The 21,106-nt window shown below is 45.7% G+C and carries 22 protein-coding genes and 1 pseudogene; 19 read left to right on the top strand and 4 right to left on the bottom strand.

Annotated features, from left to right (window positions below; all coding sequences use genetic code 11):
* The first annotated feature begins 81 nt into the window (after positions 1-81).
* From rpmE to MHH76_RS19710, 4 genes are all read left to right on the top strand, one after another.
* Positions 82-282: a 50S ribosomal protein L31 gene (gene rpmE / locus MHH76_RS19725; protein ID WP_003186051.1), complete on the top strand. Its 201-nt coding sequence runs from the start codon at positions 82-84 to the stop codon at positions 280-282.
* 78 nt (positions 283-360) lie between these two features.
* Positions 361-945: a thymidine kinase gene (locus MHH76_RS19720; RefSeq protein ID WP_020453284.1), complete on the top strand. Its 585-nt coding sequence runs from the start codon at positions 361-363 to the stop codon at positions 943-945.
* A gap of 338 nt (positions 946-1,283) precedes the next feature.
* Positions 1,284-2,987: an oxaloacetate-decarboxylating malate dehydrogenase gene (gene malS / locus MHH76_RS19715; RefSeq protein ID WP_023857066.1), complete on the top strand. Its 1,704-nt coding sequence runs from the start codon at positions 1,284-1,286 to the stop codon at positions 2,985-2,987.
* A 177-nt stretch (positions 2,988-3,164) separates the two neighbouring features.
* Positions 3,165-4,121, top strand: a complete 957-nt coding sequence (locus MHH76_RS19710) for an AEC family transporter (protein WP_020453282.1) — start codon at positions 3,165-3,167, stop codon at positions 4,119-4,121.
* Positions 4,122-4,172: 51 nt separating this feature from the next.
* Here MHH76_RS19710 and racA read toward each other — a convergent pair whose 3' ends face one another.
* Entirely contained in the window at positions 4,173-4,733 is a 561-nt protein-coding gene (gene racA, locus MHH76_RS19705) for a chromosome-anchoring protein RacA (protein ID WP_043054497.1), read from the bottom strand.
* Positions 4,734-4,868: 135 nt separating this feature from the next.
* A complete protein-coding gene (locus tag MHH76_RS19700; RefSeq protein WP_020453280.1) occupies positions 4,869-5,252 on the bottom strand; it encodes a VOC family protein in 384 nt (127 codons plus the stop codon).
* Positions 5,253-5,387: 135 nt separating this feature from the next.
* On the opposite strand from MHH76_RS19700, the gene prfA reads away from it, so the two are divergent.
* Positions 5,388-6,458, top strand: a complete 1,071-nt coding sequence (gene prfA / locus MHH76_RS19695; protein WP_020453279.1) for a peptide chain release factor 1 — start codon at positions 5,388-5,390, stop codon at positions 6,456-6,458.
* Position 6,459: 1 nt separating this feature from the next.
* Positions 6,460-7,326, top strand: a complete 867-nt coding sequence (gene prmC, locus MHH76_RS19690) for a peptide chain release factor N(5)-glutamine methyltransferase (RefSeq protein ID WP_025810639.1) — start codon at positions 6,460-6,462, stop codon at positions 7,324-7,326.
* Between the two features lie 41 nt (positions 7,327-7,367).
* Here prmC and MHH76_RS19685 read toward each other — a convergent pair.
* A pseudogene (locus MHH76_RS19685) lies at positions 7,368-7,606 on the bottom strand (IS3 family transposase); the annotation flags it as partial.
* A gap of 487 nt (positions 7,607-8,093) precedes the next feature.
* Positions 8,094-9,083, bottom strand: coding sequence for a LacI family DNA-binding transcriptional regulator (locus tag MHH76_RS19680; RefSeq protein WP_020453276.1), 990 nt, complete (start codon positions 9,081-9,083; stop codon positions 8,094-8,096).
* A 106-nt stretch (positions 9,084-9,189) separates the two neighbouring features.
* On the opposite strand from MHH76_RS19680, the gene MHH76_RS19675 reads away from it, so the two are divergent.
* The 13 genes from MHH76_RS19675 to upp all read left to right on the top strand — a co-directional run bounded on the left by MHH76_RS19675 (position 9,190) and on the right by upp (position 21,043).
* Complete coding sequence (locus MHH76_RS19675) at positions 9,190-10,503, top strand: DegT/DnrJ/EryC1/StrS family aminotransferase (protein ID WP_043054496.1); 1,314 nt, start codon at positions 9,190-9,192, stop codon at positions 10,501-10,503.
* Positions 10,490-11,338, top strand: a complete 849-nt coding sequence (locus MHH76_RS19670) for an HAD-IIB family hydrolase (RefSeq protein WP_025810643.1) — start codon at positions 10,490-10,492, stop codon at positions 11,336-11,338. The genes MHH76_RS19675 and MHH76_RS19670 overlap by 14 nt, the downstream gene beginning before the upstream one ends.
* A gap of 13 nt (positions 11,339-11,351) precedes the next feature.
* Positions 11,352-12,398, top strand: a complete 1,047-nt coding sequence (locus MHH76_RS19665; protein ID WP_025810644.1) for a Gfo/Idh/MocA family oxidoreductase — start codon at positions 11,352-11,354, stop codon at positions 12,396-12,398.
* 74 nt (positions 12,399-12,472) lie between these two features.
* Positions 12,473-13,657, top strand: coding sequence for an MFS transporter (locus MHH76_RS19660; RefSeq protein WP_025810645.1), 1,185 nt, complete (start codon positions 12,473-12,475; stop codon positions 13,655-13,657).
* A gap of 120 nt (positions 13,658-13,777) precedes the next feature.
* Complete coding sequence (gene spoIIR / locus MHH76_RS19655; RefSeq protein WP_020453271.1) at positions 13,778-14,437, top strand: stage II sporulation protein R; 660 nt, start codon at positions 13,778-13,780, stop codon at positions 14,435-14,437.
* A gap of 343 nt (positions 14,438-14,780) precedes the next feature.
* On the top strand, positions 14,781-15,224 hold the full coding sequence (locus MHH76_RS19650) for a hypothetical protein (RefSeq protein ID WP_023857076.1): 444 nt from the start codon (positions 14,781-14,783) through the stop codon (positions 15,222-15,224).
* Positions 15,225-15,381: 157 nt separating this feature from the next.
* Entirely contained in the window at positions 15,382-16,425 is a 1,044-nt protein-coding gene (locus MHH76_RS19645) for an L-threonylcarbamoyladenylate synthase (RefSeq protein ID WP_025810646.1), read from the top strand.
* A 74-nt stretch (positions 16,426-16,499) separates the two neighbouring features.
* Positions 16,500-17,060 carry a manganese efflux pump gene (locus MHH76_RS19640; protein ID WP_023857078.1) on the top strand — a complete coding sequence of 187 codons (561 nt, stop codon included), beginning with the start codon at positions 16,500-16,502 and terminating at the stop codon, positions 17,058-17,060.
* A gap of 150 nt (positions 17,061-17,210) precedes the next feature.
* Entirely contained in the window at positions 17,211-17,666 is a 456-nt protein-coding gene (locus MHH76_RS19635) for a low molecular weight protein arginine phosphatase (protein WP_023857079.1), read from the top strand.
* Between the two features lie 137 nt (positions 17,667-17,803).
* Positions 17,804-18,253 carry a ribose 5-phosphate isomerase B gene (gene rpiB / locus MHH76_RS19630; RefSeq protein ID WP_020453266.1) on the top strand — a complete coding sequence of 150 codons (450 nt, stop codon included), beginning with the start codon at positions 17,804-17,806 and terminating at the stop codon, positions 18,251-18,253.
* 15 nt (positions 18,254-18,268) lie between these two features.
* The gene (locus MHH76_RS19625) at positions 18,269-18,811 is read left to right on the top strand and encodes a TIGR01440 family protein (protein ID WP_020453265.1); all 543 of its coding nucleotides are present in this window, start codon (positions 18,269-18,271) and stop codon (positions 18,809-18,811) included.
* Between the two features lie 227 nt (positions 18,812-19,038).
* Positions 19,039-20,286 (top strand): serine hydroxymethyltransferase, encoded by a 1,248-nt coding sequence (gene glyA / locus MHH76_RS19620; RefSeq protein ID WP_025810647.1) that lies wholly within the window; start codon positions 19,039-19,041, stop codon positions 20,284-20,286.
* Positions 20,287-20,413: 127 nt separating this feature from the next.
* Positions 20,414-21,043, top strand: a complete 630-nt coding sequence (gene upp, locus MHH76_RS19615; RefSeq protein ID WP_020453263.1) for a uracil phosphoribosyltransferase — start codon at positions 20,414-20,416, stop codon at positions 21,041-21,043.
* Positions 21,044-21,106 lie beyond the last annotated feature (63 nt).

Genomic DNA, 21,106 nt, shown 5'->3' with positions numbered 1-21,106 from the left:
ATCATGTGCGTTCCGGAGGTTTTGTCCCGGAATAATAACTCTGTTTCCGAATTGGATTCAGGGCGGAAGGAGATGACAGATATGAAAGCAGGAATTCATCCTGAGTTCAAAAAAGCAACAGTCAAATGCGCTTGTGGAAACGAATTTGAAACAGGTTCAGTAAAAGAAGAGGTACGCGTTGAGATTTGTTCTGAATGCCATCCGTTCTACACTGGCCGCCAAAAATTCGCTTCTGCTGATGGTCGTGTTGATCGCTTTAACAAAAAATACGGTCTTAAGTAATAATAGATATGATAAACAGGCAGGATTCGTCTTGCCTGTTTTTTTACTTGCAATAATCGCTGGAGAGGAGTTAGTTGGATGTACATCATGAAGCAAAGCGGATGGCTTGAGCTCATATGCGGAAGCATGTTTTCGGGCAAGTCAGAGGAGCTTATCCGCCGGATCAAAAGGGCAACGTTTGCGAGACAGGAAGTTAAAGTGTTTAAACCGGCCATTGATAATCGCTACAGCAGCGAATCGGTTGTTTCGCATAATGGGACATCCATTGTTTGCCATGCCATCGCATCTCCGGAAGAAATTTTTCAATACATAAGCAAAGAAACGGATGTCATCGGCGTCGATGAAGTCCAGTTTTTTGACGAATCGATTGTCGGCACGTTAACTTCTCTGGCTGATCAGGGCTACCGTGTGATTGCAGCAGGTCTTGATTTGGACTTCCGGGGCGAGCCTTTCGGTGTCGTGCCAGATCTTATGGCTTTAGCGGAAACGGTGACGAAGCTGCAAGCGGTGTGCTCTGTCTGCGGATCTCCGGCCAGCCGTACGCAGAGGCTGATCAATGGAAAACCTGCTTCTTATGACGATCCGGTCATTTTGGTGGGGGCTTCCGAAGCATATGAAGCACGCTGTCGCCACCATCATGAAGTGCCTGGAAAGCCAAAATGAAATCGGACAAACACATAGATTTTCACGCAAAAAACACTTGGTAAAAACAAGTGTTTTTTTTATTGAATCCTTTTTATAGGAATTAATGTAATTAAAAAACTTAATTAAGAATACGAAAAAATTAACTAATTTTCATCGCTTGAATTTTGACAAAGTCAGGCATAAAATGACTTACTGTAGTCAGTAAAAAGTAAATAGGTTTTAAGAAATGTTCAGTTTTTTGTCAAAAACGCGCGTTACATATTTGACAATCTACATGTGTAAAAAAGGCAAATGTTCTATATTGTTTACCGTATTTATTTCACTTCATTAATATTTTAAGAAAGAAGGTAATTAGTGTGAACAACATGAGAAGAACGAAGGAAGGATATTTGGAGACTTCTTTGCGGGGAAAAGACGTTCTTTCCATTCCGACGCTTAATAAAGGTGTTGCATTTTCGCTTGAAGAAAGAAAGAACCTTGGTCTTGAAGGGCTTCTGCCGCCGACTGTTCTCAGCCTTGATCAGCAGGCGGAACGGGCTTATGAACAATTTTCCCGTCAACCTGACAGACTTCGTCAAAATGTATATTTGAACGATCTGCAAAACAGAAACGAAGTGCTTTTCTATAAATTATTGCAAAACCATCTGCGTGAAATGCTTCCGGTTGTCTATACGCCAACTGTCGGTGAAGCGATTCAGGAATACAGCCACGAATACCGCAGACCGCACGGTGTTTACTTGTCAATCGATGATATAGACGGAATCGAAACGGCGTTTAAAAACCTGCAGGCGTCTGCTGATGACATCGATTTGATCGTTGCGACCGATTCCGAAAGCATCTTGGGCATCGGCGACTGGGGCGTCGGAGGCATCAACATTGCAATTGGTAAGCTTGCAGTATATACGGCGGCAGCAGGAATCGATCCGAGCCGCGTCATCCCAGTCGTACTGGATGTCGGAACGAATAATGAAAAACTGCTAAACGATCCGCTTTATATCGGAAACCGTCATCCGCGTGTAGAAGGTGAGCGTTACGAACAATTTATCGACGCTTATGTCGAAACAGCATTGAAGTTTTTCCCTAATGCGCTTCTTCACTGGGAAGATTTCGGAAATAAAAACGCTCGCAATATTATGAGTAAATATAACCATAAAATTTCGACATTTAACGATGATATCCAAGGAACAGGAGCTATCACGCTGGCAGCGATTTTAGCAGCTGTTAAAAAGACCGGCACGTCTTTGAAAGACCACCGCGTCGTCATCTTCGGACCTGGTTCTGCGGGTATCGGAATTGCTGACCAAATCCGTGACACCATGGTGCTTGAAGGGCTTTCAGAAGAAGAAGCCAGCCGCGCATTCTGGACAGTCGACTACAGAGGATTATTAACGACAGGCATGGATCAAATTTTGGATTTCCAAGAACCGTATTTGCGCGATACCGAAGAAGTGAAAGAATGGAAACGCAATGAAAAGGGAGAGATTTCCTTTGAGGAAGTCATCCGTCAAGTGAAGCCTACCATTCTGATTGGTACATCAGGTGTTGCCGGCGCCTTCACTGAAGAAATTATCAAAGAGATGGCGGCTCATACTGAACGTCCGGTGATTCTGCCGATGTCCAATCCGACACATTTGGCTGAAGCTGTTCCTGAAGACTTGTTCAAATGGACGGACGGAAAAGCGCTTGTGGCGACGGGAAGCCCGTTTGAAGCTGTTGAGTACAATGGCGTGAAACACGAAATCGGACAATCCAATAATGCTTTCGTATTCCCTGGATTAGGCCTGGGAACAATCGTTTCGAAGGCGAAAGTCATCACAAACGGCATGTTTGCAGCATCTGCAAACGCGGTCGCGAACATGGTTGACCATGAAAAACCGGGTGCAGGCCTGCTGCCGAAAATTGACGACCTGCAAGACGTATCCGTTCAAGTGGCAATTGATGTTGTGAAAGCTGCCATTAAAGACGGCGTGGCCCAAGTTCAGCCTGAAGATGTCGAAAAGGCGGTTCGCGAAGCCATGTGGCGTCCGGAATATCAAACAATTGTTGCAAAACGCGACTAATATTCAATACTGAGGAAACGATAAAAAGAAACAGCAGCCCGGGTCCGGATATTTTGTCACCGGGCTGCACCAATCAAAGATGAAAAATGGGATCGACGGCTGTGTAACAGGGCGACCGCGTTTATCAGCCGCCGTTAATTCGTCCCTGAAAGGGACAACATAGAGGAGGAAACAGTCTTGGACTTTTTAAATATTTTAATCCTCCTTGCGCCAATATTTTTTGTTATTGCGCTGGGATGGTTCGCGGGTCACTTTGGAAGCTATGATGCTAAATCTGCAAAAGGGGTAAGTACGCTCGTTACGAAATACGCGCTTCCGGCCCACTTTGTTTCAAGCATTTTGTCAACGCCAAAAGATAAGTTTTACAGCCAGATTCCGCTGATGATTTCACTGGTCATCGGTATCGTTGGATTTTACGTAATTATTTTGCTTCTTTTACGATTTTTATTTAAGTACGATTTAACAGATGCTTCAATGTTCTCATTAAACTCAGCTCAGCCGACATTCGCCTTTATGGGAATTCCGGTATTGGGCAGCCTGTTCGGCATGCAGGAAGTTGCGATTCCGATCGCGATTACGGGAATTGTCGTGAATGCGATGCTTGATCCTCTTGCGATCATCGTCGGAACTGTCGGCCGTTCTTCTAAAAAACAAGCGGAAACGACAGACAGCATTTGGAAGGTGACAGGAAAATCAATTTTACACGGTTTGTCTGAACCGCTCGCTTTTGCACCGCTTGCAAGTATCATTCTTGTATTATTCGGTCTGCAAATTCCTGAATTGCCGCAGAAAATGCTTGATATGCTCGGAAATACGACTTCAGGTATCGCTCTTTTCGCAGTCGGGGTGACTGTCGGAATCCGTAAAATCAAATTCAGCATGCCTGCTTTGAGCATCGCTTTATTAAAAGTCGCTGCTCAACCTGCTTTAATGTTTGTGATCGCGATGGTCGTGGGCCTTTCTTCCGCCGACATGACAAAAGCGGTTCTGCTTGTGGCATTCCCTGGATCTGCCGTGGCGGCTATGATTGCTACAAACTTTGAAAGCCAGGAAGCAGAAACGGCATCCGCGTTTGTGATCAGTGCGGTGCTGTCAATTATTTCACTGCCGATATTGATTGCCATTACAGCATAATGAAAAAGCTTGCAAGAAGCCGTTTTATGGCCTTGCAAGCTTTTTTGCGCTTTAAAAAGAGAAGATCGATTTCAATTTGCTTTTCGGTTTTTTTTCTTCTCTTCTGCCGGCTGTATCTTTTTCGTGGCGGTTCATGCTTTCCAATTCACTGATTTTCTGTTCGAGATGTTTGATCTGCTGCCGTTCTTCTTCCAGTTCGCGCCTTTGCTGCAGAAGCTGATAGGAGACGACATCGTCCGCTTTTTGTTCAAGCTTTCTTTCCAGCTCGGCGATTTTCTTTTGGAGCAGCTCGCGTTCAAGCTGTTCGTGCTCTAAAAAACGCTGCAGCTTTTCTTCGAGCCGCTCATTCAACGGGGGTGCCGGCTCTTCCGTTTGAACCATTTCGTTTTTCTTGATGAGGAAGGTTTTTTTCGGGCGTTTGACTGTGACATCCTGCATAGGCGTACCGTTTTTTAACTGCTCTTTTACTTCTTTTAAAATGGCGATATCGTCTTTCGTGAAAAAGTAGTGGCCAAGCTCATTTCGGGAAGCGGGCAGTTGCAGCTGCTTGACCCAGCGCTGCACCGTTTTGGTTGATACCCCGAGTTCATTTGCCGCATCAGCAGTATTCATATGATACCTCCTTTTAACCTGTAACTGTTCATTAAAAAGGGTATTCGACCTGAATGAAAAGCTTCCTTCCTGTTAGACAAAAGAAGAAGGGATTCGGCAAAGAAAGCGGTTTTTCCACAGATGGCGAAGGCGTTGCTATGCCTCGTAAAGCTCTAAAGGCAGGCCGTCCGGATCGGAGAAGAACGTATAGCGCTTGCCTGTTCCGGGATCGGTGCGAACCGGTTCGGCAATGATGCCTTTTTGCTTGAGCTCCTTGACGGTCTGATCAAGATCGGCCACTGTGAAAGCCAAATGGCGGAGCCCGGCAGCTTCTGGTCTGGTAAGGCGCTCGGGCGGATCTGGAAAAGAAAACAGCTCGATGACATAGCGGCCGTTTAATGAGAGATCCAGTTTATATGAATCCCGGTCCTTTCTGTACGTTTCGCTCAGAATCTCAAGTCCGAGCTTGTCGACATAGAATGTTTTGGATGCTTCATAATCCGAGCATATGATGGCGATGTGATGAATCGATTCCAGCATTGAGTTAAGCTCCTTTTTTCTTAAAAGTATAGCAAAAAGACGCGGCAGCTGCCGATAACGGCGAAGTTGTTTTGACGGGGAGGAGTCCCTGTACTATAATTAGAATGTTACGCACAGCAAACAGAGGTGAATAGCGTGTTAGACCGTTTAAAATCGATAGAGGACCGGTACGAAAAATTAAATGAACTATTAAGCGATCCGGAAGTTGTCAACGATCCGAAGAAGCTTAGAGAATATTCGAAAGAACAATCTGATTTACAGGAAACAGTTGAAGTATACAGACGTTATCGGAGCGCGTCGGAACAGCTGAGCGATGCCAAAGCGATGCTTGAAGAAAAGCTGGACTCCGATATGCGCGAGATGGTTAAAGAGGAAATTTCCGAACTGCAGGAAGAAATCGAGTCGCTCACAGACCAGCTGAAGGTATTGCTGATCCCGAAAGATCCGAACGATGACAAAAACGTTATCATGGAAATCCGCGGCGCAGCGGGCGGAGAAGAGGCTGCTTTGTTTGCCGGCAACCTGTACCGCATGTACAGCCGCTACGCAGAGCTCCAAGGCTGGAAAACAGAAGTGATGGAAGCGAATATGACAGGCACAGGCGGATATAAAGAGATCATTTTTATGATCAATGGGAACGGCGCATACTCAAGGCTGAAGTATGAGAACGGCGCACACCGCGTACAGCGCGTTCCAGAGACCGAATCCGGCGGGCGTATCCATACATCCACGGCAACGGTAGCCTGTCTTCCTGAGGCTGAAGAGGTAGAAGTGGATATTCATGAAAAAGACATCCGTGTCGACACCTTCGCGTCGAGCGGTCCGGGAGGGCAAAGCGTCAATACGACGATGTCAGCCGTCCGTCTGACCCACCTTCCGACAGGTGTTGTCGTGTCTTGCCAAGATGAGAAATCTCAGATCAAAAACAAAGAAAAAGCGATGAAAGTTCTGCGCGCGCGAATTTACGATAAATTTCAGCAGGAAGCTCAGGCTGAATATGATCAAAACCGAAAATCCGCAGTCGGAACAGGGGACCGTTCAGAGCGCATCCGCACGTATAACTTTCCGCAAAACCGCGTCACTGATCACCGGATCGGCTTGACGATCCAAAAGCTCGACCAGATCCTTGAAGGCAAGCTTGACGAAGTCATCGACGCGCTGATCGTAGAAGACCAGGCAAGCAAGCTGCAAGAGGCGGAAAGCTGAGATGAAGACGGTATTTGAAGCCCTTAAATGGGCTTCTTCTTATTTGGCCGAAGCGGGAAGAGACCGGAATGCCGCGGAAATTTTGCTGACAGATCAGCTGAACATCGACCGCAGCAAACTGTTGGCAAGCTTCCATGATGTCATATCAGAGTCTGATTTTTCGCGGTTTAAAAAATCTGTCGAGCTTCATCATCAAGGAGTGCCTGTTCAATATATCACCGGAAATGAATCCTTTTACGGACGGGAATTTTCCGTAAATGAACACGTTTTGATTCCGCGTCCTGAAACAGAGGAAGTCGTTGAAGCTGTTCTTTCTGAAGCGGAAAGAGTTTTTCACGGAACAGATCGCCTTAAAGCCGTCGATATCGGTACAGGAAGCGGGGCGATTGCGGTGACTCTTGCGCTTGAGAGCCCGCGTTTTTCCGTCACGGCGACGGATATTTCGGAACAAGCTTTAAGCACGGCAAGACACAACGCTGACCGGCTTGGGGCGAAAGTGGATTTCATCGGCGGCGATTTGCTTGAGCCGCTTATCAAGCGACAGAAGAAAGCTGATGTCATCGTTTCAAATCCACCTTATATATCTGAGGAAGACATGAAGACGCTGTCAGATGTCGTACGTCTTCATGAACCCGCCGGGGCTTTGACGGACGGTGCTGACGGATTGCAGTTTTATAAGCGTTTCATGAAAGAAATTCCATTTGTCATCGCAGATCAGGCACTGGTGGTGTTTGAAATCGGCTGGACTCAGGGGAATGCCGTCAAAGACATGTTTCACCGGTTCTTTCCTGATGCTGACGTACGGGTGAAAAAGGATCTTAATGGAAAAGACCGTATCGTCTGCGCGGTAATTGAGCAACATCGTTAAGGAAACCGCCGGAAATGAAGCGACCCTAAAAAGTTAAAATCTCATGAAGCAGTTTGACTGGCATGATTCCGGTATAGTACCAGGTTTCATGCCTTTTAATTTGATCTTGATCCGTTTGTGATTGTAGAGAATCAATATACTATGCGGGTCCTTTTTTGAAATGTTCGACGCTCCAAATTCTTTAAAATAAATGAATTCTGATTTTAAAATGCTAAAAGAAGCTTTCCGCCACCGCATTGTCGTGACAGTTGCCTTTACGGGACATGCTTTGTGTGATGTTTCGTTGTTTTGAACTAAGGCTTTCAACTTTTTTAAGCAGGCATTCTCCATCCGCAGGCGTTCAATTTCCGCTTGGGTCCCTTCGTCTGATCCTTCTTCATAGGTAAACGCCGCTTTTTAGGGTACCTATTCCTCCGGTTTCAAGCTGTTTCACGGATAGATGTCCCATTTTCGAGTGAAGTACCTTTTGGTTTATCTTCGGCAGAATAGCTTGTATAGGCTTTTTAGACGCGTCTTCTCCATGATATCGGTATTGCGAATCCACCCATGAAAGACACTGTGCGAATTTCCTCAACTGTAAATTTTAAAAACTGCACCTCCAATTGTGAAGTGTGTCTAACAAAAGAGGGGCAGTTCAAATTCCCGGCGGTCTTTTTTGTTAAAAAACAGCAACCGCAGCCATGACCGTTCAGAAGGTCTTCTTCACCATTTTTTAACAAAAATTTTATCTGAATAAAATAAAAAATAGTTCAAGATTAATATATACCCTAAACAGATTGTCTGATTTTTAATGTAGGAGACAGAGTCACGACATCCCTCTGTAATCCGCTTTCCCCATTTAGGTGGTTTACCATTGCACATACGGCTTTTTGAGCCAGCTCTTCAACAGGTATATCGATTGTCGTGATTTCCGGATCGGTCACCTCACAGATCGATTGATTATCATATCCAAGCACTGCAAGCTGCTTTGGCACTTCATATTGATAATAGCGGGCCCTTTTAATAATTCCTGCGGCCACTTGGTCGTTTCCCGTAAAAATGGCGGTCGGCTTTTCAGACATGTTGTGGATCTGGTCCATAATACGGAAGCCGTCATGAATGGTAAATGCGTGGCTGAACATCCACTTCTCCTGGAAATGTAAACCCGCATCAGACAATGCTTTCATAAACCCTTCTTTTCTCATAATCTGGGCCTTGCTGTGTATCGTGTCACAGCAAAAGGCCATTAAATGATGCCCTTTTTGAATAAAAAGCTCCGTTCCTTTATATCCGGCTTCGAATTCGTCATAGCAGATCACCGGCACGTCCGCTTCGGCGTGGAATTCATTTGCCAAGACCACAGGACCGTATTTGACGTATTTTTTGATGTCTTCCCACTCATTTTCAAGGCTGCATAACATAAGCCCGTCGACTTCTTTCCTCTTGAGCAGCTCCAGTACTTTCAGTTCATTCTGCTTTTGATAAAACGTCTGAAACACAATGACTTTGTATTGGTGTTTCAGCGCTTCAGCGGACACATGCTTCATGAGCTGCGCGAAGAATGGATGGTCCGCGTGAGGGACAGACACTGCGAGAAACATCGTTTTGTTGGATCTGAGCTTTCGTGCAGAGGTGTTCGGAATGTAGTCCAATTTTTCGATGACTTCCAAAACACGCTTCCTTTTTTCTTCAGATACATAAGGATGGTCGTTCAGTACTCTTGAAACAGTTGTTTTTGACACATTACTTAATTTTGCAATTTCGTCAATCGTAGGCATAAAGTCACTTCCTGAAAAAAAGAGTTGTTATGGTATCGATTCCATCATTTAAGATATGTCATGAAATATGACAATTTCCCAAAATAATAAAAATGGGGTGAAATTGATGAAAACCGCAAGCGAAAACATGACTTGCACAAGCAAACAGCTATTTGTCCTTCTGAATGATTTGAAGGAAGGGAAGCACGCTGGTGAATGCCGTATAGACGACACACTGGCTAATCAAAAATTAAAAGAGACATTGCAGCAGGATCAATTCGACTTGACCGCCAATTTGCTAAACAGAATGGATTCTCCGCCCTCCAGAGTTGATTTTATGCCGCTTCATCGACTGATCACAGAAGAAGAAGTAGATGACGTGATTCATGCGGTGAAAGGCGTGCTGCCGACCGGGCAATTTACAAGCGGTTCTTATGTCGGTGTATTTGAAGCTGAAATAGCCGCTCTTTTGAGAAAAAAGCATGTCATGGCTTCCTCCAGCGGAACCGATGCCATGATTGTCGCACTGAAAGCTGCGGGTATTGGACAAGGTGATGAAGTCATTATGCCTGCAAACAGCTTTGCTGCAACGGAAAACGCCGTGCTTGCAGCTGGAGGCACTCCGGTTTTCTGCGATATTGACCCTGTTACATTTTGCATGGATCCTTCTGAACTTGAAGCATGCATCACTTTGAAAACGAAATGCATTTTGCCTGTACACCTTTATGGAAAGCTGCCAGACATGGAAGGCATTGCAAAAATCGCTGATAAATACGGCATCCCGATTATTGAAGACGCCTGCCAGTCGATCGGCGTTTCCGATCTGGGAAAAAACAGCCTTTGCTCCATATTAAGCTTTAATCCGTATAAAAATCTCGGCACTTGCGGAAAAGCAGGCGCAATTGTGACGGATGATCCATCATTTGCATCCGCATGCATGGAATATATGTACCACGGCTTTGAACTGAATCAAAAAAATAAAAAGGCTGCTGATTACGGCTTTAACGCTAAGATTGATAATCTGCAAGCCGCTATTGGACTGGCAAGGATGAAACATCTTTCATTAAATAATCTGAAGCGCTTATATTTAGCAGATCGTTATATTACGCATTTGCAGCAGTATGAAGACAGAGGTCTGATCCAATTGCCTCAAATGACCGATGATCATGTATGGCATTTGTTTACAATTAAAATGATAAGCGGAAATCGAGACCAAGTCAAAGATATGATGCTTAAATTTCATAATGTCCAAACAGATATATACTACCCGATTTTATCCCATCATCAAAACACACCACTTGTAAAAGCCGATTATCAGCATATATCGCTGCCGGTCACTGAATCAGTGCATAAACAAATGCTTCAGCTTCCTCTCTATCCGGGACTCACCGTAGAAGAACAAGACAAAGTAATGGAGGCCTTAATTGATGTCGTATCATGAAACACTTTCTTTTCACACTTTGCAGCAAGTAAACAAGCCGAAGTACGCCGTATTTTGCGATTTTGATGAGACATATTTCGCCCACAGCATCACCGATGAATCGAGGAAAGCGCTCATGGACCTTGAAACATTTATTCATTCGAACCATCTCGATCACAAGATTTTGCTCGGCTGGGTGACCGGGAGCAGCCTGTCATCTGTTCTTGCAAAAATGAAGCGGGGAGGCTTTCGATATCTTCCGCATTTTGTCGCCAGTGACCTTGGCACTGAGATCACGTATTTCTCTGAAGAAGGCCAAGTCTCTGATAAAGATTGGGAAGCCCGATTGCAAGAATCGAATTTCTCCCATGATCTGGTCGAAGAAATCAAGCAGACTCTCTCTAAAAAATATGAGATTGAGCTTGTGCCTCAGACTCAGCATGGTTTTTCCCGCTATAAAATCAACTATTACTATAGATCGTCGGATGAGAACACAGATAAGAGGGCGCTTGAAGCCATCAGACGGCTTGCAAGAGAGCATGAAATAGGAGTAAATATCAATCGCTGCAACCCTTTGGCAGGCGATCCGGAAAACAGCTATGATGTGGACTTTATCCCTTTGCGGACAGGCAAACCGTACATTGTGGATTTTATATTGAATAAATTCGCGATAGAGAGGGAGAATTCATTTGCTTTCGGCGACAGCGGAAACGATGTGGATATGCTTAAAAAAACCGGACATGGTTATCTGGTGGGGAATGCGACAGCAGAAGCAAAGTCGCTCCATTCCCGTATGACAGAAGGCAGCTATACGGCTGGAATTTTAGAAGTGCTAAAAGCCCATATCAAAAGATAAGGAGTGTCCTTAGATGAAAATCGGAATTATTGGAGCCGGAGGAATTGCAAAAGCTCATGCGAAAGCTCTTTCAACAGTCAAAGGTGCCGAGCTTTCCGGGTTTTTTGATATCAACTCGCTTGCCTCGCGCAAATGTGCGTTTGAATATGGAGGAACCGCATTTAACAGTATGCAGGAGCTGTTGAATCAGTCGACGGCAGTCATCGTTTCATCGCCGAACTTTTGCCATAAAGAACATGTGCTTGAAGCGATGGCCGCAGGTAAGTATGTATTGTGTGAAAAACCGATGGCTGTCTCAATGGAGGAAGCGGAGGAGATGAAAAACAGGGCTTCTCAATCTGCTTATATTCCGATCATGGGCTTCAATTACCGCCATCTCACATTTGTTCAGCGCCTAAAAGATATGCTATCCGGCAATGAACTTGGAGATATCTTGTCCATCAATGTCCATTTTAAGAAAAACAGCGCCTTGAGAAGAAAAAAATATACTTGGCGCGATCATTCGAAAAGCAATAAAACGAGCGGGGCATTAGGAGATTTGGGTGTGCATTTAATCGATCTCATTCTTTATTTGTTCGACAGCCCGTTTAAACTGGACAGTTTAAAAGTCAAAATGATGACGGTCGTCAAAGAAAAAGAACAAAAACAGGTATATGTTGATGATCATTCTGAAGTATACGGCCAGCTTGAAAATCATGTGTTTGTCAATATGATTACGTCAAAATGCACAAAAGCGGATGAATGCGGCTTTAGCATCGAGGTCAATGGCCAAAACGGCGTATTCTACTATCATTCACGGCAGAAAAATCAGTTTTTGCTGAGGACCGGATTGACGGAGCGGATGATAACAATGCCGGACACGTGGCTGACAGACCCTGAAAATGAATTTTACGGATGGGCCGATTCCTTCAGAGTTCAGCTGATTCAATGGATGAACGGAGTTCGGGATCGCAATTTCGCACCTCTTGCCACTTTTGATGATGGATACAAGACGCAGTTCTACTTAAATGAATTTTTCAATAAAGGTCAGCAGCTGTCCCTTTCAAAACAAGCAAACTAGCATTGCGAAAAACCCTTGCCGGCCGTGCCAATAGCCGCAAGGGTTTTATGGTCTGCAACGAAGGAGTGAGTCTAATGAAAAAAATATTTCTATTCGGCTGTTCGTTTTATTTTCTCGTAGGGGTTATCCATATCCTGCTGGGGAGCCTGTCACCTTATATCATTCAAGAATATCACCGGGATGTTCATGATCTATCCTTCCTGATCTTTTTCCAATTCACCGGTTTTCTAATCGGTGTCCTGCTTGCGCCGATATTTGTCAGGCGCACCTCTCATGCGGCTGTATTGACGTTTGGCCTTCTTCTTATTCTCGTAACGCTTTTAGGCGTGTTCCTTTTTGATATGTTCATCTTTTTTGTCATCATGGGGTTTTTGCTCGGCTTTGGCGCCGGTACTTTAGAAACGACGATGGGAGCGTATGTGATTGCCCAAGATAAAAATGCGAAGGGGATGAATATTTTAGAGGTTTTTTTCGGATTGGGCGCTTTGCTGTTTCCTTTTCTTATTTATATCCTTACGGAACGATATGCCTGGCATTTCCCCTTGTATGCTTTATTTATCTTCGTTTTTGTGCTTGCGTGTATGTGGGTGGTTTATTTGTGCAGAAAAACCCCTGACACTGCTTCCGGTCAAATGACTTATCAGGAAAAACCGACTGTGTCAGCCATATTTGAAACCGGAAGGAAAGAAAAAAGCATTTTCCTCTTTCTCATATTCGCTTTTGTATATGCGGGTATCGAGACCAATTTCGCAAACTTTTTGCCGGCGCTGATGCTGGAAAAAGGAGCAGAAGAAATCAGCGTGATCAGCGTTTCGTTTTTTTGGACGGGAATGGTGTGCGGGCGTTTGTTGACAAGTATTTTTGGCGGACGCTTGACTTCCGTTGCCTTTCTGATCTTCAGTGCCGGAGCCTTGACTGTTTTGCTTTTGATTCTGGTATGGTTTCCGCTTCATCAAACACAGCTGCTCCTCGTATTTTTCATCGGGCTCTCGGCAGCCGGTATTTTTCCGTGCGCCGTCACTCTGGCCTCGTTGGCTGGAAAGCCTTTTACAGAGGAAATCACCAGTCTCTTCATTTCATCCGCAAGTCTGGGAGGAGCGCTTCTTTCATTTTTGATCGGCTGGGCGATTGATGCAAGCGCAGCGGCTGTCTTCCCGTTTCTGCTGTTCGGCGGATTGGGGGGCTTGCTGCTCGTGATCAGCGCGGTGATTTTTTTATCCGGCCTGCAAAAAAACAAGCAGAGCCATTTGGATATGTAGACCTTTTAGGAAGAGATTACAAGCTTAGTAGAATTTTTTTCAGCATCCGTTTAAACCGTTCCATCTTTGACCATAATATTGCTAGAAAAGGTTGAAGAACGGAGAGGAACGGTGGGGAAAATGAAGAAATCAAACATTGCCTGTATGTATATTTTTCTTTTATTAATAGGAGCGCTTGCAAATCTCACGACGGAAGAGACGGCCCAATCATCAGACGGGAAGCCTGCCGTGATTCCAGATGAAGCGATTCGGCTGCGGATTTTGGCAAACAGCGACAGCGGGAGCGACCAAAGCGTCAAACGTAAAATCAGGGATGAGGTCAATAAACAAATTACGAAATGGGTGGAAAACCTGACCTCGGTTGAGGAAGCGAGACAAGTCATCAGGTCGAAGCTGCCCGAAATCAAAGAGGTTGCCAAGGATGTTATGAAGCGCGAAAATGTCCGGCAATCCGTGTCTGTCCGTTTTGATCGAGTTTCATTTCCGACAAAGCTATACGGCAATATGGTGTATCCAGCCGGAGAATATGAGGCTGTTTTAATTACATTAGGCAAGGGAGAGGGAGCCAACTGGTGGTGTGTCCTGTTTCCGCCGCTTTGCTTTCTTGATTTTTCCAATGGGGAAGCCGTAAAGTCGCCTGAAGACGAACAAACCGATGCCGGGGAAAACGCCCGGGAAGAAAAAACAGTCGCTGCAGATGAAGCGGTATCTGGCAAAGATAAAGAAGACAAAGAAGTGAAATTTTTTCTTGTCGAATGGATTACCGGGCTTTTTTCTTAAAGGAACCGCCGTGCTTTCGTGCAGGGCGGTTTTTTACTGTTTGTTTTTTCATGATGGTTATTCACGCTTTTGAATATGATATAATTTTCCAAAACGGTTCAGGGAAAATACTGCTTTTCGAATATACACCTTCTGCCCCTTTCTGATGTGTCAATTACATTGCCCGGTAGAAAGAGAAACTGTCTTATCACCAGTACAGAGTTCATTTGCATACTCATTCAAAGCATTAGTTCCTGCTAATCAAAATTGAAAAATGAATTGCCGGCTTTCTTCCAAATCAAAAGGTATATTTTACTGTCGCCCTCATAGATTGGATAGAGAAGTTAAAAAACGGGGTGAAAAGATGTTCTACCAATTGAGGTTAGCGGAAATGAAAGACATGAATGCGATCGAAGCGTTTTTAAAAAAGGCGGGGACAAGCCATAAAGGCATTGAGGAAGCGAAGAGCCAGTTTATCATGATGGAAGACCCTCCCGATGAAATCGTCGCCTGCCTCGGAATGGAGGAATTTGAAAACAAAAAAGGGCTGCTGCGCTCGCTTGTCGTGTCTGACAAGCTCAGCCAGGGCCACATCGTTTCCCTGTTTCAAAGCATGCAGGTATTGTGTGAAAAGCGGGGAATCCAAACCCTGTATTTAGTTGCCAATAAACGAACATCGATGGATTTCCTTGAAGTGCTCGGTTTTAAACAAGCTGCGGCAATTCCGGAAGAGCTTGATGGATCAGAGCATGTTTCAGACTCGTTGAGCGTAAACGGAGCCGTTTTGATGGAGAAAACGTCTAATTAGCCGTTAACTTATACACAGAGATATCCACGGATTCAAAAGCGTTATCCACAAAATGTGGACAACGCTTGTTTTCTTTTTCTTCATCTTTTATACTTTCAACAGGATTTACATGAATGATTAACGTTTTTAGTGTTTTGTTAAGGGAGTTTTGATGTTAATGAAAACAAAAGTATGGACTGTGGATGTAAAACGTGATTTGTCCACAAACTGTCCACAAATTGCACAAGCGGCAAGACTGCTCAAGCAAAATGAAACGGTTGCTTTTCCGACAGAGACTGTTTACGGTCTTGGTGCAAACGCCAAACACAGCGAAGCAGTAGCTAAAATATACGAAGCGAAAGGGCGTCCGAGCGACAATCCGCTCATTGTCCACATCGCTGAAATTGAACAGCTCGGAGAATTTGCAGAGGTTGATTCGCCTCAGGCCGAAATGCTGATGAAGCGTTTTTGGCCCGGACCGCTGACCCTTGTGCTGCCTTGCAGACCCGGGGTGTTATCCACAAAGGTGACGGCGGGGCTCGATACGGTCGCGGTCAGAATGCCTGATCATCCTGTTGCCCTTGAGCTGATTAGACAGGCCGGCGTTCCGGTGGCCGCCCCGAGCGCCAATCTGTCCGGGAAACCGAGTCCGACGAAAGCCGAGCATGTCGTTCACGATTTAAATGGAAGGATTGCAGGTATCGTTGACGGCGGTCCTACAGGAGTAGGGGTTGAATCAACAGTTGTTTCATGCACCGGGGAAATTCCGGTCATTTTGAGGCCGGGCGGCGTCACAAAAGAGCAGCTCGAAGAAGCGGCCGGCTCTGTCTTGATTGACCAGGGCCTCACCGACGAAAAAAAGGCGCCGATGTCTCCCGGGATGAAATATGCGCATTATGCACCGGAAGCCCCGCTTGCCATTGTGAACGGAAGCGTTGAAGATATTCAACGGCTGATCGGCCAATATCAGAAAGACGGCATGAAAGTCGGCGTCCTTACGACAGAGGAACGGGCCGGTGCCTATCAGGCGGATGCCGTCCGCATCTGCGGCAGAAGAGACCGTCTTGAAACGGTTGCCGCCGGTTTGTATGACATTCTCCGCAGCTTTGACGAAGAACAGCTCGATTTTATTTTTGCTGAGTCTTTCCCTGAGGAAGGGGTGGGCCGGGCGATTATGAACCGGCTCTTGAAAGCTGCAGGCCATCGCGTAATCGAAGCGTAGCCTAAGCAGGGTTGTTCTATCCGCCTTTGGACGTGCATAAGCTAGAAAAGCTGGCGTGTCCAAGGGGGAATTGCATGAATGTTGATGTGTTAATAGGCGAAATCCTGACGCTCTCGATCATGGCTTTTGCACTCGGCATGGATGCCTTTTCAGTCGGTCTTGGAATGGGAATGGCCAAGCTGAAAAGGAACCAAATCTTTCAAATCGGCGTCATTATTGGATTGTTCCATGTCATCATGCCGCTTGGCGGTATGATTGCGGGACAGTTTCTTTCGGGCGCGCTTGGTGCGCTTGCGGGGTATCTTGGAGGAGCGCTTTTATTGGTGCTGGGCATTCAGATGATTGCCGCATCTTTTAATAAAAGCGGGGAGCAGATCATCTCTCCGCACGGCTTCGGCTTATTCATTTTTGCCGTCGGCGTCAGCCTCGACAGCTTTTCAGTCGGTCTCAGCCTCGGCCTCTACGGGACGAAACCGCTATTAACGATCTTTTTGTTCGGTTTGTTCAGCATGGTGTTAACTTGGGCGGGTCTGCTGCTTGGAAAAAAGGTTCAAACGTGGCTTGGAGCTTACAGCGAAGCGCTCGGAGGAGCCATCCTACTGAGCTTCGGCCTGAAGCTTTTGCTGCCCATTTAATTGAAAGAGGAGAAAATCTTTTTCCCACTTTGCATAACATAATGAAACTTAGAAAAAGAGGGGAGAGATCCTCTCTTTTTTGATTTCTGGAGCGGATTTTATTATTTTCCGGCTGAATCCTTTATAATATGAACAAAGGAGTGAACAGGATTGAACATACTATTTGTCTGTACTGGAAATACGTGCCGCAGCCCGATGGCGGAAGCGCTTTTTAAATCTGCGGCTGCCGAAAAAAAACTGGATGTCTCCGTCAAATCTGCCGGGTTGTTTGCTCCTGAAAACGGAAAAGCTTCTTTATATGCAGTCGAAGCGCTTTTTGAAAAAAACATCGCTCTGAATCATACATCTTCACAGCTTTCCGAGGAGAAGGTTGAATGGGCGGATCTCGTGTTGACGATGACGGAGCAGCACAAACAGGTGGCAGTACATGAATTTTCAAAGAGCCGAGATAAAATCTATACGCTGAAAGAGTATGTCAAAGGAGAAAGCGGGGACATCATTGACCCGTTCGGCGGATCTCTCAGCGACTATCAAAAAACGAGAGATGAGCTGGAGCAGCTGCTGAAAAAATTGGCAGAAATGCTGGCGGGAAAATCTCGGGAATAGAAGCTAAGGAGCGTTTGCAAATCGAGCGGCAGCGGGTACAATAGACATGATCAATCAGAAATATATAGCGGCTGTATACTGCTTAACGGTCTGCACGAGACTTTTGGCGGCACATCAAACGAGGAGGAGTCATTCCAATGAAAGTAATCATTGCTTCAGATCACGGCGGAATCAATATCAGAAAAGAAATTATGGCATTGATGGATGAATTGAACATCGAATACGAAGATTACGGCTGCGAATGCGGTTCAGGATCTGTGGACTACCCGGATTATGCGTTTCCGGTCGCGCAAAAAGTGGCGGACGGGGAAGCTGACAGAGGCATTTTAATATGCGGAACAGGAATCGGCATGAGCATTTCCGCCAATAAAGTAAAAGGCATCCGCTGCGCCCTTGTCCACGACGTTTTCAGCGCGAAAATGACAAGAGAGCACAATGACACGAATGTTCTTGCGATGGGTGAACGGGTGATCGGCCCTGGTTTAGCGAGAGAGATTGCAAAGGTTTGGCTTACGACTGAGTTTTCAGCCGGGCGGCACGCTGTCCGCATCGGAAAAATCGCCGATTATGAAGACAAGCATGAATAAAGGGTGTCGTCAATCATGAAGAATCTCGAACAAACATGGCGTTCTATATTAGATGAATTTCATCAGCAGGCAAATTTACGCGACGGCCACATCGTCGTCATCGGATGCAGCACAAGCGAGGTGGCCGGAAGGCGAATCGGCACTTCGGGAAGCGGACAAATCGCTGAAGCGGTCTACAAAGGCTTAGAAGAGCTCAGGGATCAAACAGGAGTCGCCCTTGCTTTTCAATGCTGCGAGCATTTAAACAGGGCGTTGGTTGTCGAGGAAGAAACGGCGAAAGCATACCGTCTTCCCGTTGTTTTTGCTGTTCCTGTTCCGAAAGCGGGGGGTTCCATGGCTTCATATGCCTATCAACATATGAAGGCTCCTGTCCTTGTTGAACAAATAGAGGCCGATGCGGGGATCGACATCGGCGACACGTTTATAGGGATGCATTTAAAGCCTGTGGCCGTTCCTGTCCGCGTCTCTCAAAAACAGCTGGGTGAAGCGCATGTGACGCTTGCGCGGACAAGGCCGAAGCTGATTGGAGGCGTTCGCGCCGTCTATGAAGCGGAGTAGCGGAAGAAGCGGGGGGGAAGAGCCGGACAGGCTTTTTTTCTTTATTAAAATAATTTTTTGAACAAATGATATGTCGAACTATATGATTTGTCTATTCGTTTAATATTCGGTTTTTCCAATAATAAAAAACGATTTTTAAAAATAATCTCTTACATTTGCATGAAAAACCGTGTACAATGAGATGGTATAATTAACGAAATGGAAACAGATAGGAGAGGATCTCGCTGATGAAACATTTACCTGCGCAAGATGAACAAGTTTTTAGCGCCATTCAAGATGAGCGGAAACGTCAACAGTCGAAGATTGAGCTGATCGCTTCTGAAAACTTTGTAAGCGAAGCGGTTATGGAAGCTCAAGGCTCGGTTTTAACAAATAAATATGCGGAAGGATATCCTGGTAAACGCTACTACGGCGGATGTGAGCATGTAGATGTCGCAGAGGATATCGCGCGCGACCGCGCCAAGCAGATTTTCGGCGCCGAGCACGTCAACGTTCAGCCGCATTCCGGCGCACAAGCGAACATGGCGGTATACTTCACGATTTTAGAGCACGGTGACACCGTATTGGGAATGAACCTTGCTCACGGCGGACATTTAACGCACGGCAGCCCTGTCAACTTCAGCGGTGTTCAGTACAATTTCGTTGAATACGGTGTTGATAAAGAGACGCAGTATATTGACTACGAAGATGTACGTGAAAAAGCGCTTAAACATAAGCCTAAGCTGATCGTGGCCGGGGCAAGCGCGTATCCGCGCACCATCGATTTTAAAAAGTTCCGCGAAATCGCTGATGAAGTCGGAGCCTATGTGATGGTAGACATGGCGCATATCGCCGGACTTGTAGCAGCAGGTCTTCACCCGAATCCTGTTCCTTACTCTGACTTTGTGACGACGACAACTCATAAAACGCTTCGCGGACCGCGCGGCGGCATGATTCTTTGCCGTGAAGAGTTTGCAAAGCAAATCGACAAGTCGATCTTCCCTGGAATTCAAGGCGGACCGTTAATGCACGTGATCGCTGCAAAGGCTGTTTCCTTTGGCGAAGCTTTAAAAGACGAATTCAAAACATACGCCCAAAATGTCATCAATAATGCGAAGCACTTGGCTGAAACATTGAAAAAAGAGGGCATCGAGCTCGTATCAGGCGGAACGGATAACCATCTTGTGCTGGTCGACCTGCGCTCTCTCGGCATGACCGGAAAAGTGGCTGAAAATGTTCTTGATGAAGTCGGCATCACCGTCAACAAAAACGCGATTCCTTATGATCCTGAAAAACCTTTCGTAACGAGCGGAATCCGCGTAGGTACAGCAGCCGTGACAAGCCGCGGCTTTGATCTGGAAGCGATCGAAGAAGTGGGAGCGATCATCGCGCTTGCCCTTAAAAACCATGAAGACGAAGCGAAGCTGGAAGAAGCAAAACAGCGCGTAGAAGCGCTGACAAGCAAATACCCGTTATATACCGGGCTTGATTACTAAGATATTTGTGCCGCTCCCAAAAGGGGCGGCTTTTTTCATAAAATTGTCTCCTGATTTTTGTTGAAACAAGCTGTTTTTTTATGTAGAATCAATAGAAGTGTGTGAAAAAAAGGAGCTGAAAACGGATATGGGAAAGGTATATGTGTTTGACCACCCTCTTATACAGCATAAGCTTACATACATCCGGGATGTAGAGACCGGAACAAAAGAATTCAGAGAGCTTGTTGATGAGGTTGCAACGCTGATGGCATTTGAGATTACGCGGGACCTGCCGCTGGAGGAAGTGAATGTAGAAACTCCTGTGCAAATGGCAAAGTCAAACGTCATCGCCGGAAAAAAACTCGGGGTTGTTCCGATTCTAAGAGCGGGACTGGGAATGGTAGACGGAATTTTGAAGCTGATTCCCGCTGCAAAAGTCGGACATGTCGGGCTTTACCGTGATCCTGAAACATTGAAGCCTGTTGAATATTATGTCAAGCTTCCATCCGATGTTGAAGAACGCGAATTCATCGTCGTCGATCCGATGCTGGCTACCGGAGGTTCGGCGGTAGAGGCACTGAACAGCTTGAAGAAACGCGGCGCAAAAAATATCCGTTTTATGTGTCTGATCGCTGCTCCGGAAGGTGTAGACGAAGTTCAGAAGCATCATCCTGATGTTGACATTTACATTGCCGCTTTGGATGAGAAACTAAATGAAAAAGGATATATCGTTCCCGGATTGGGCGACGCCGGAGACCGCATGTTCGGAACGAAATAATGTAAGAAAATCCTGAAAAAGGGTTTTCTTTTTTTGTGTTTTATACCATAATTAAACATGTGT

The sequence above is a fragment of the Bacillus sp. FSL L8-0193 genome, assembly GCF_037976065.1.
GTDB lineage: Bacteria > Bacillota > Bacilli > Bacillales > Bacillaceae > Bacillus > Bacillus paralicheniformis.
The sequence above is the reverse complement of the archived record's forward strand: the minus strand, read 5'-3'. Positions and strand labels throughout refer to the sequence as shown.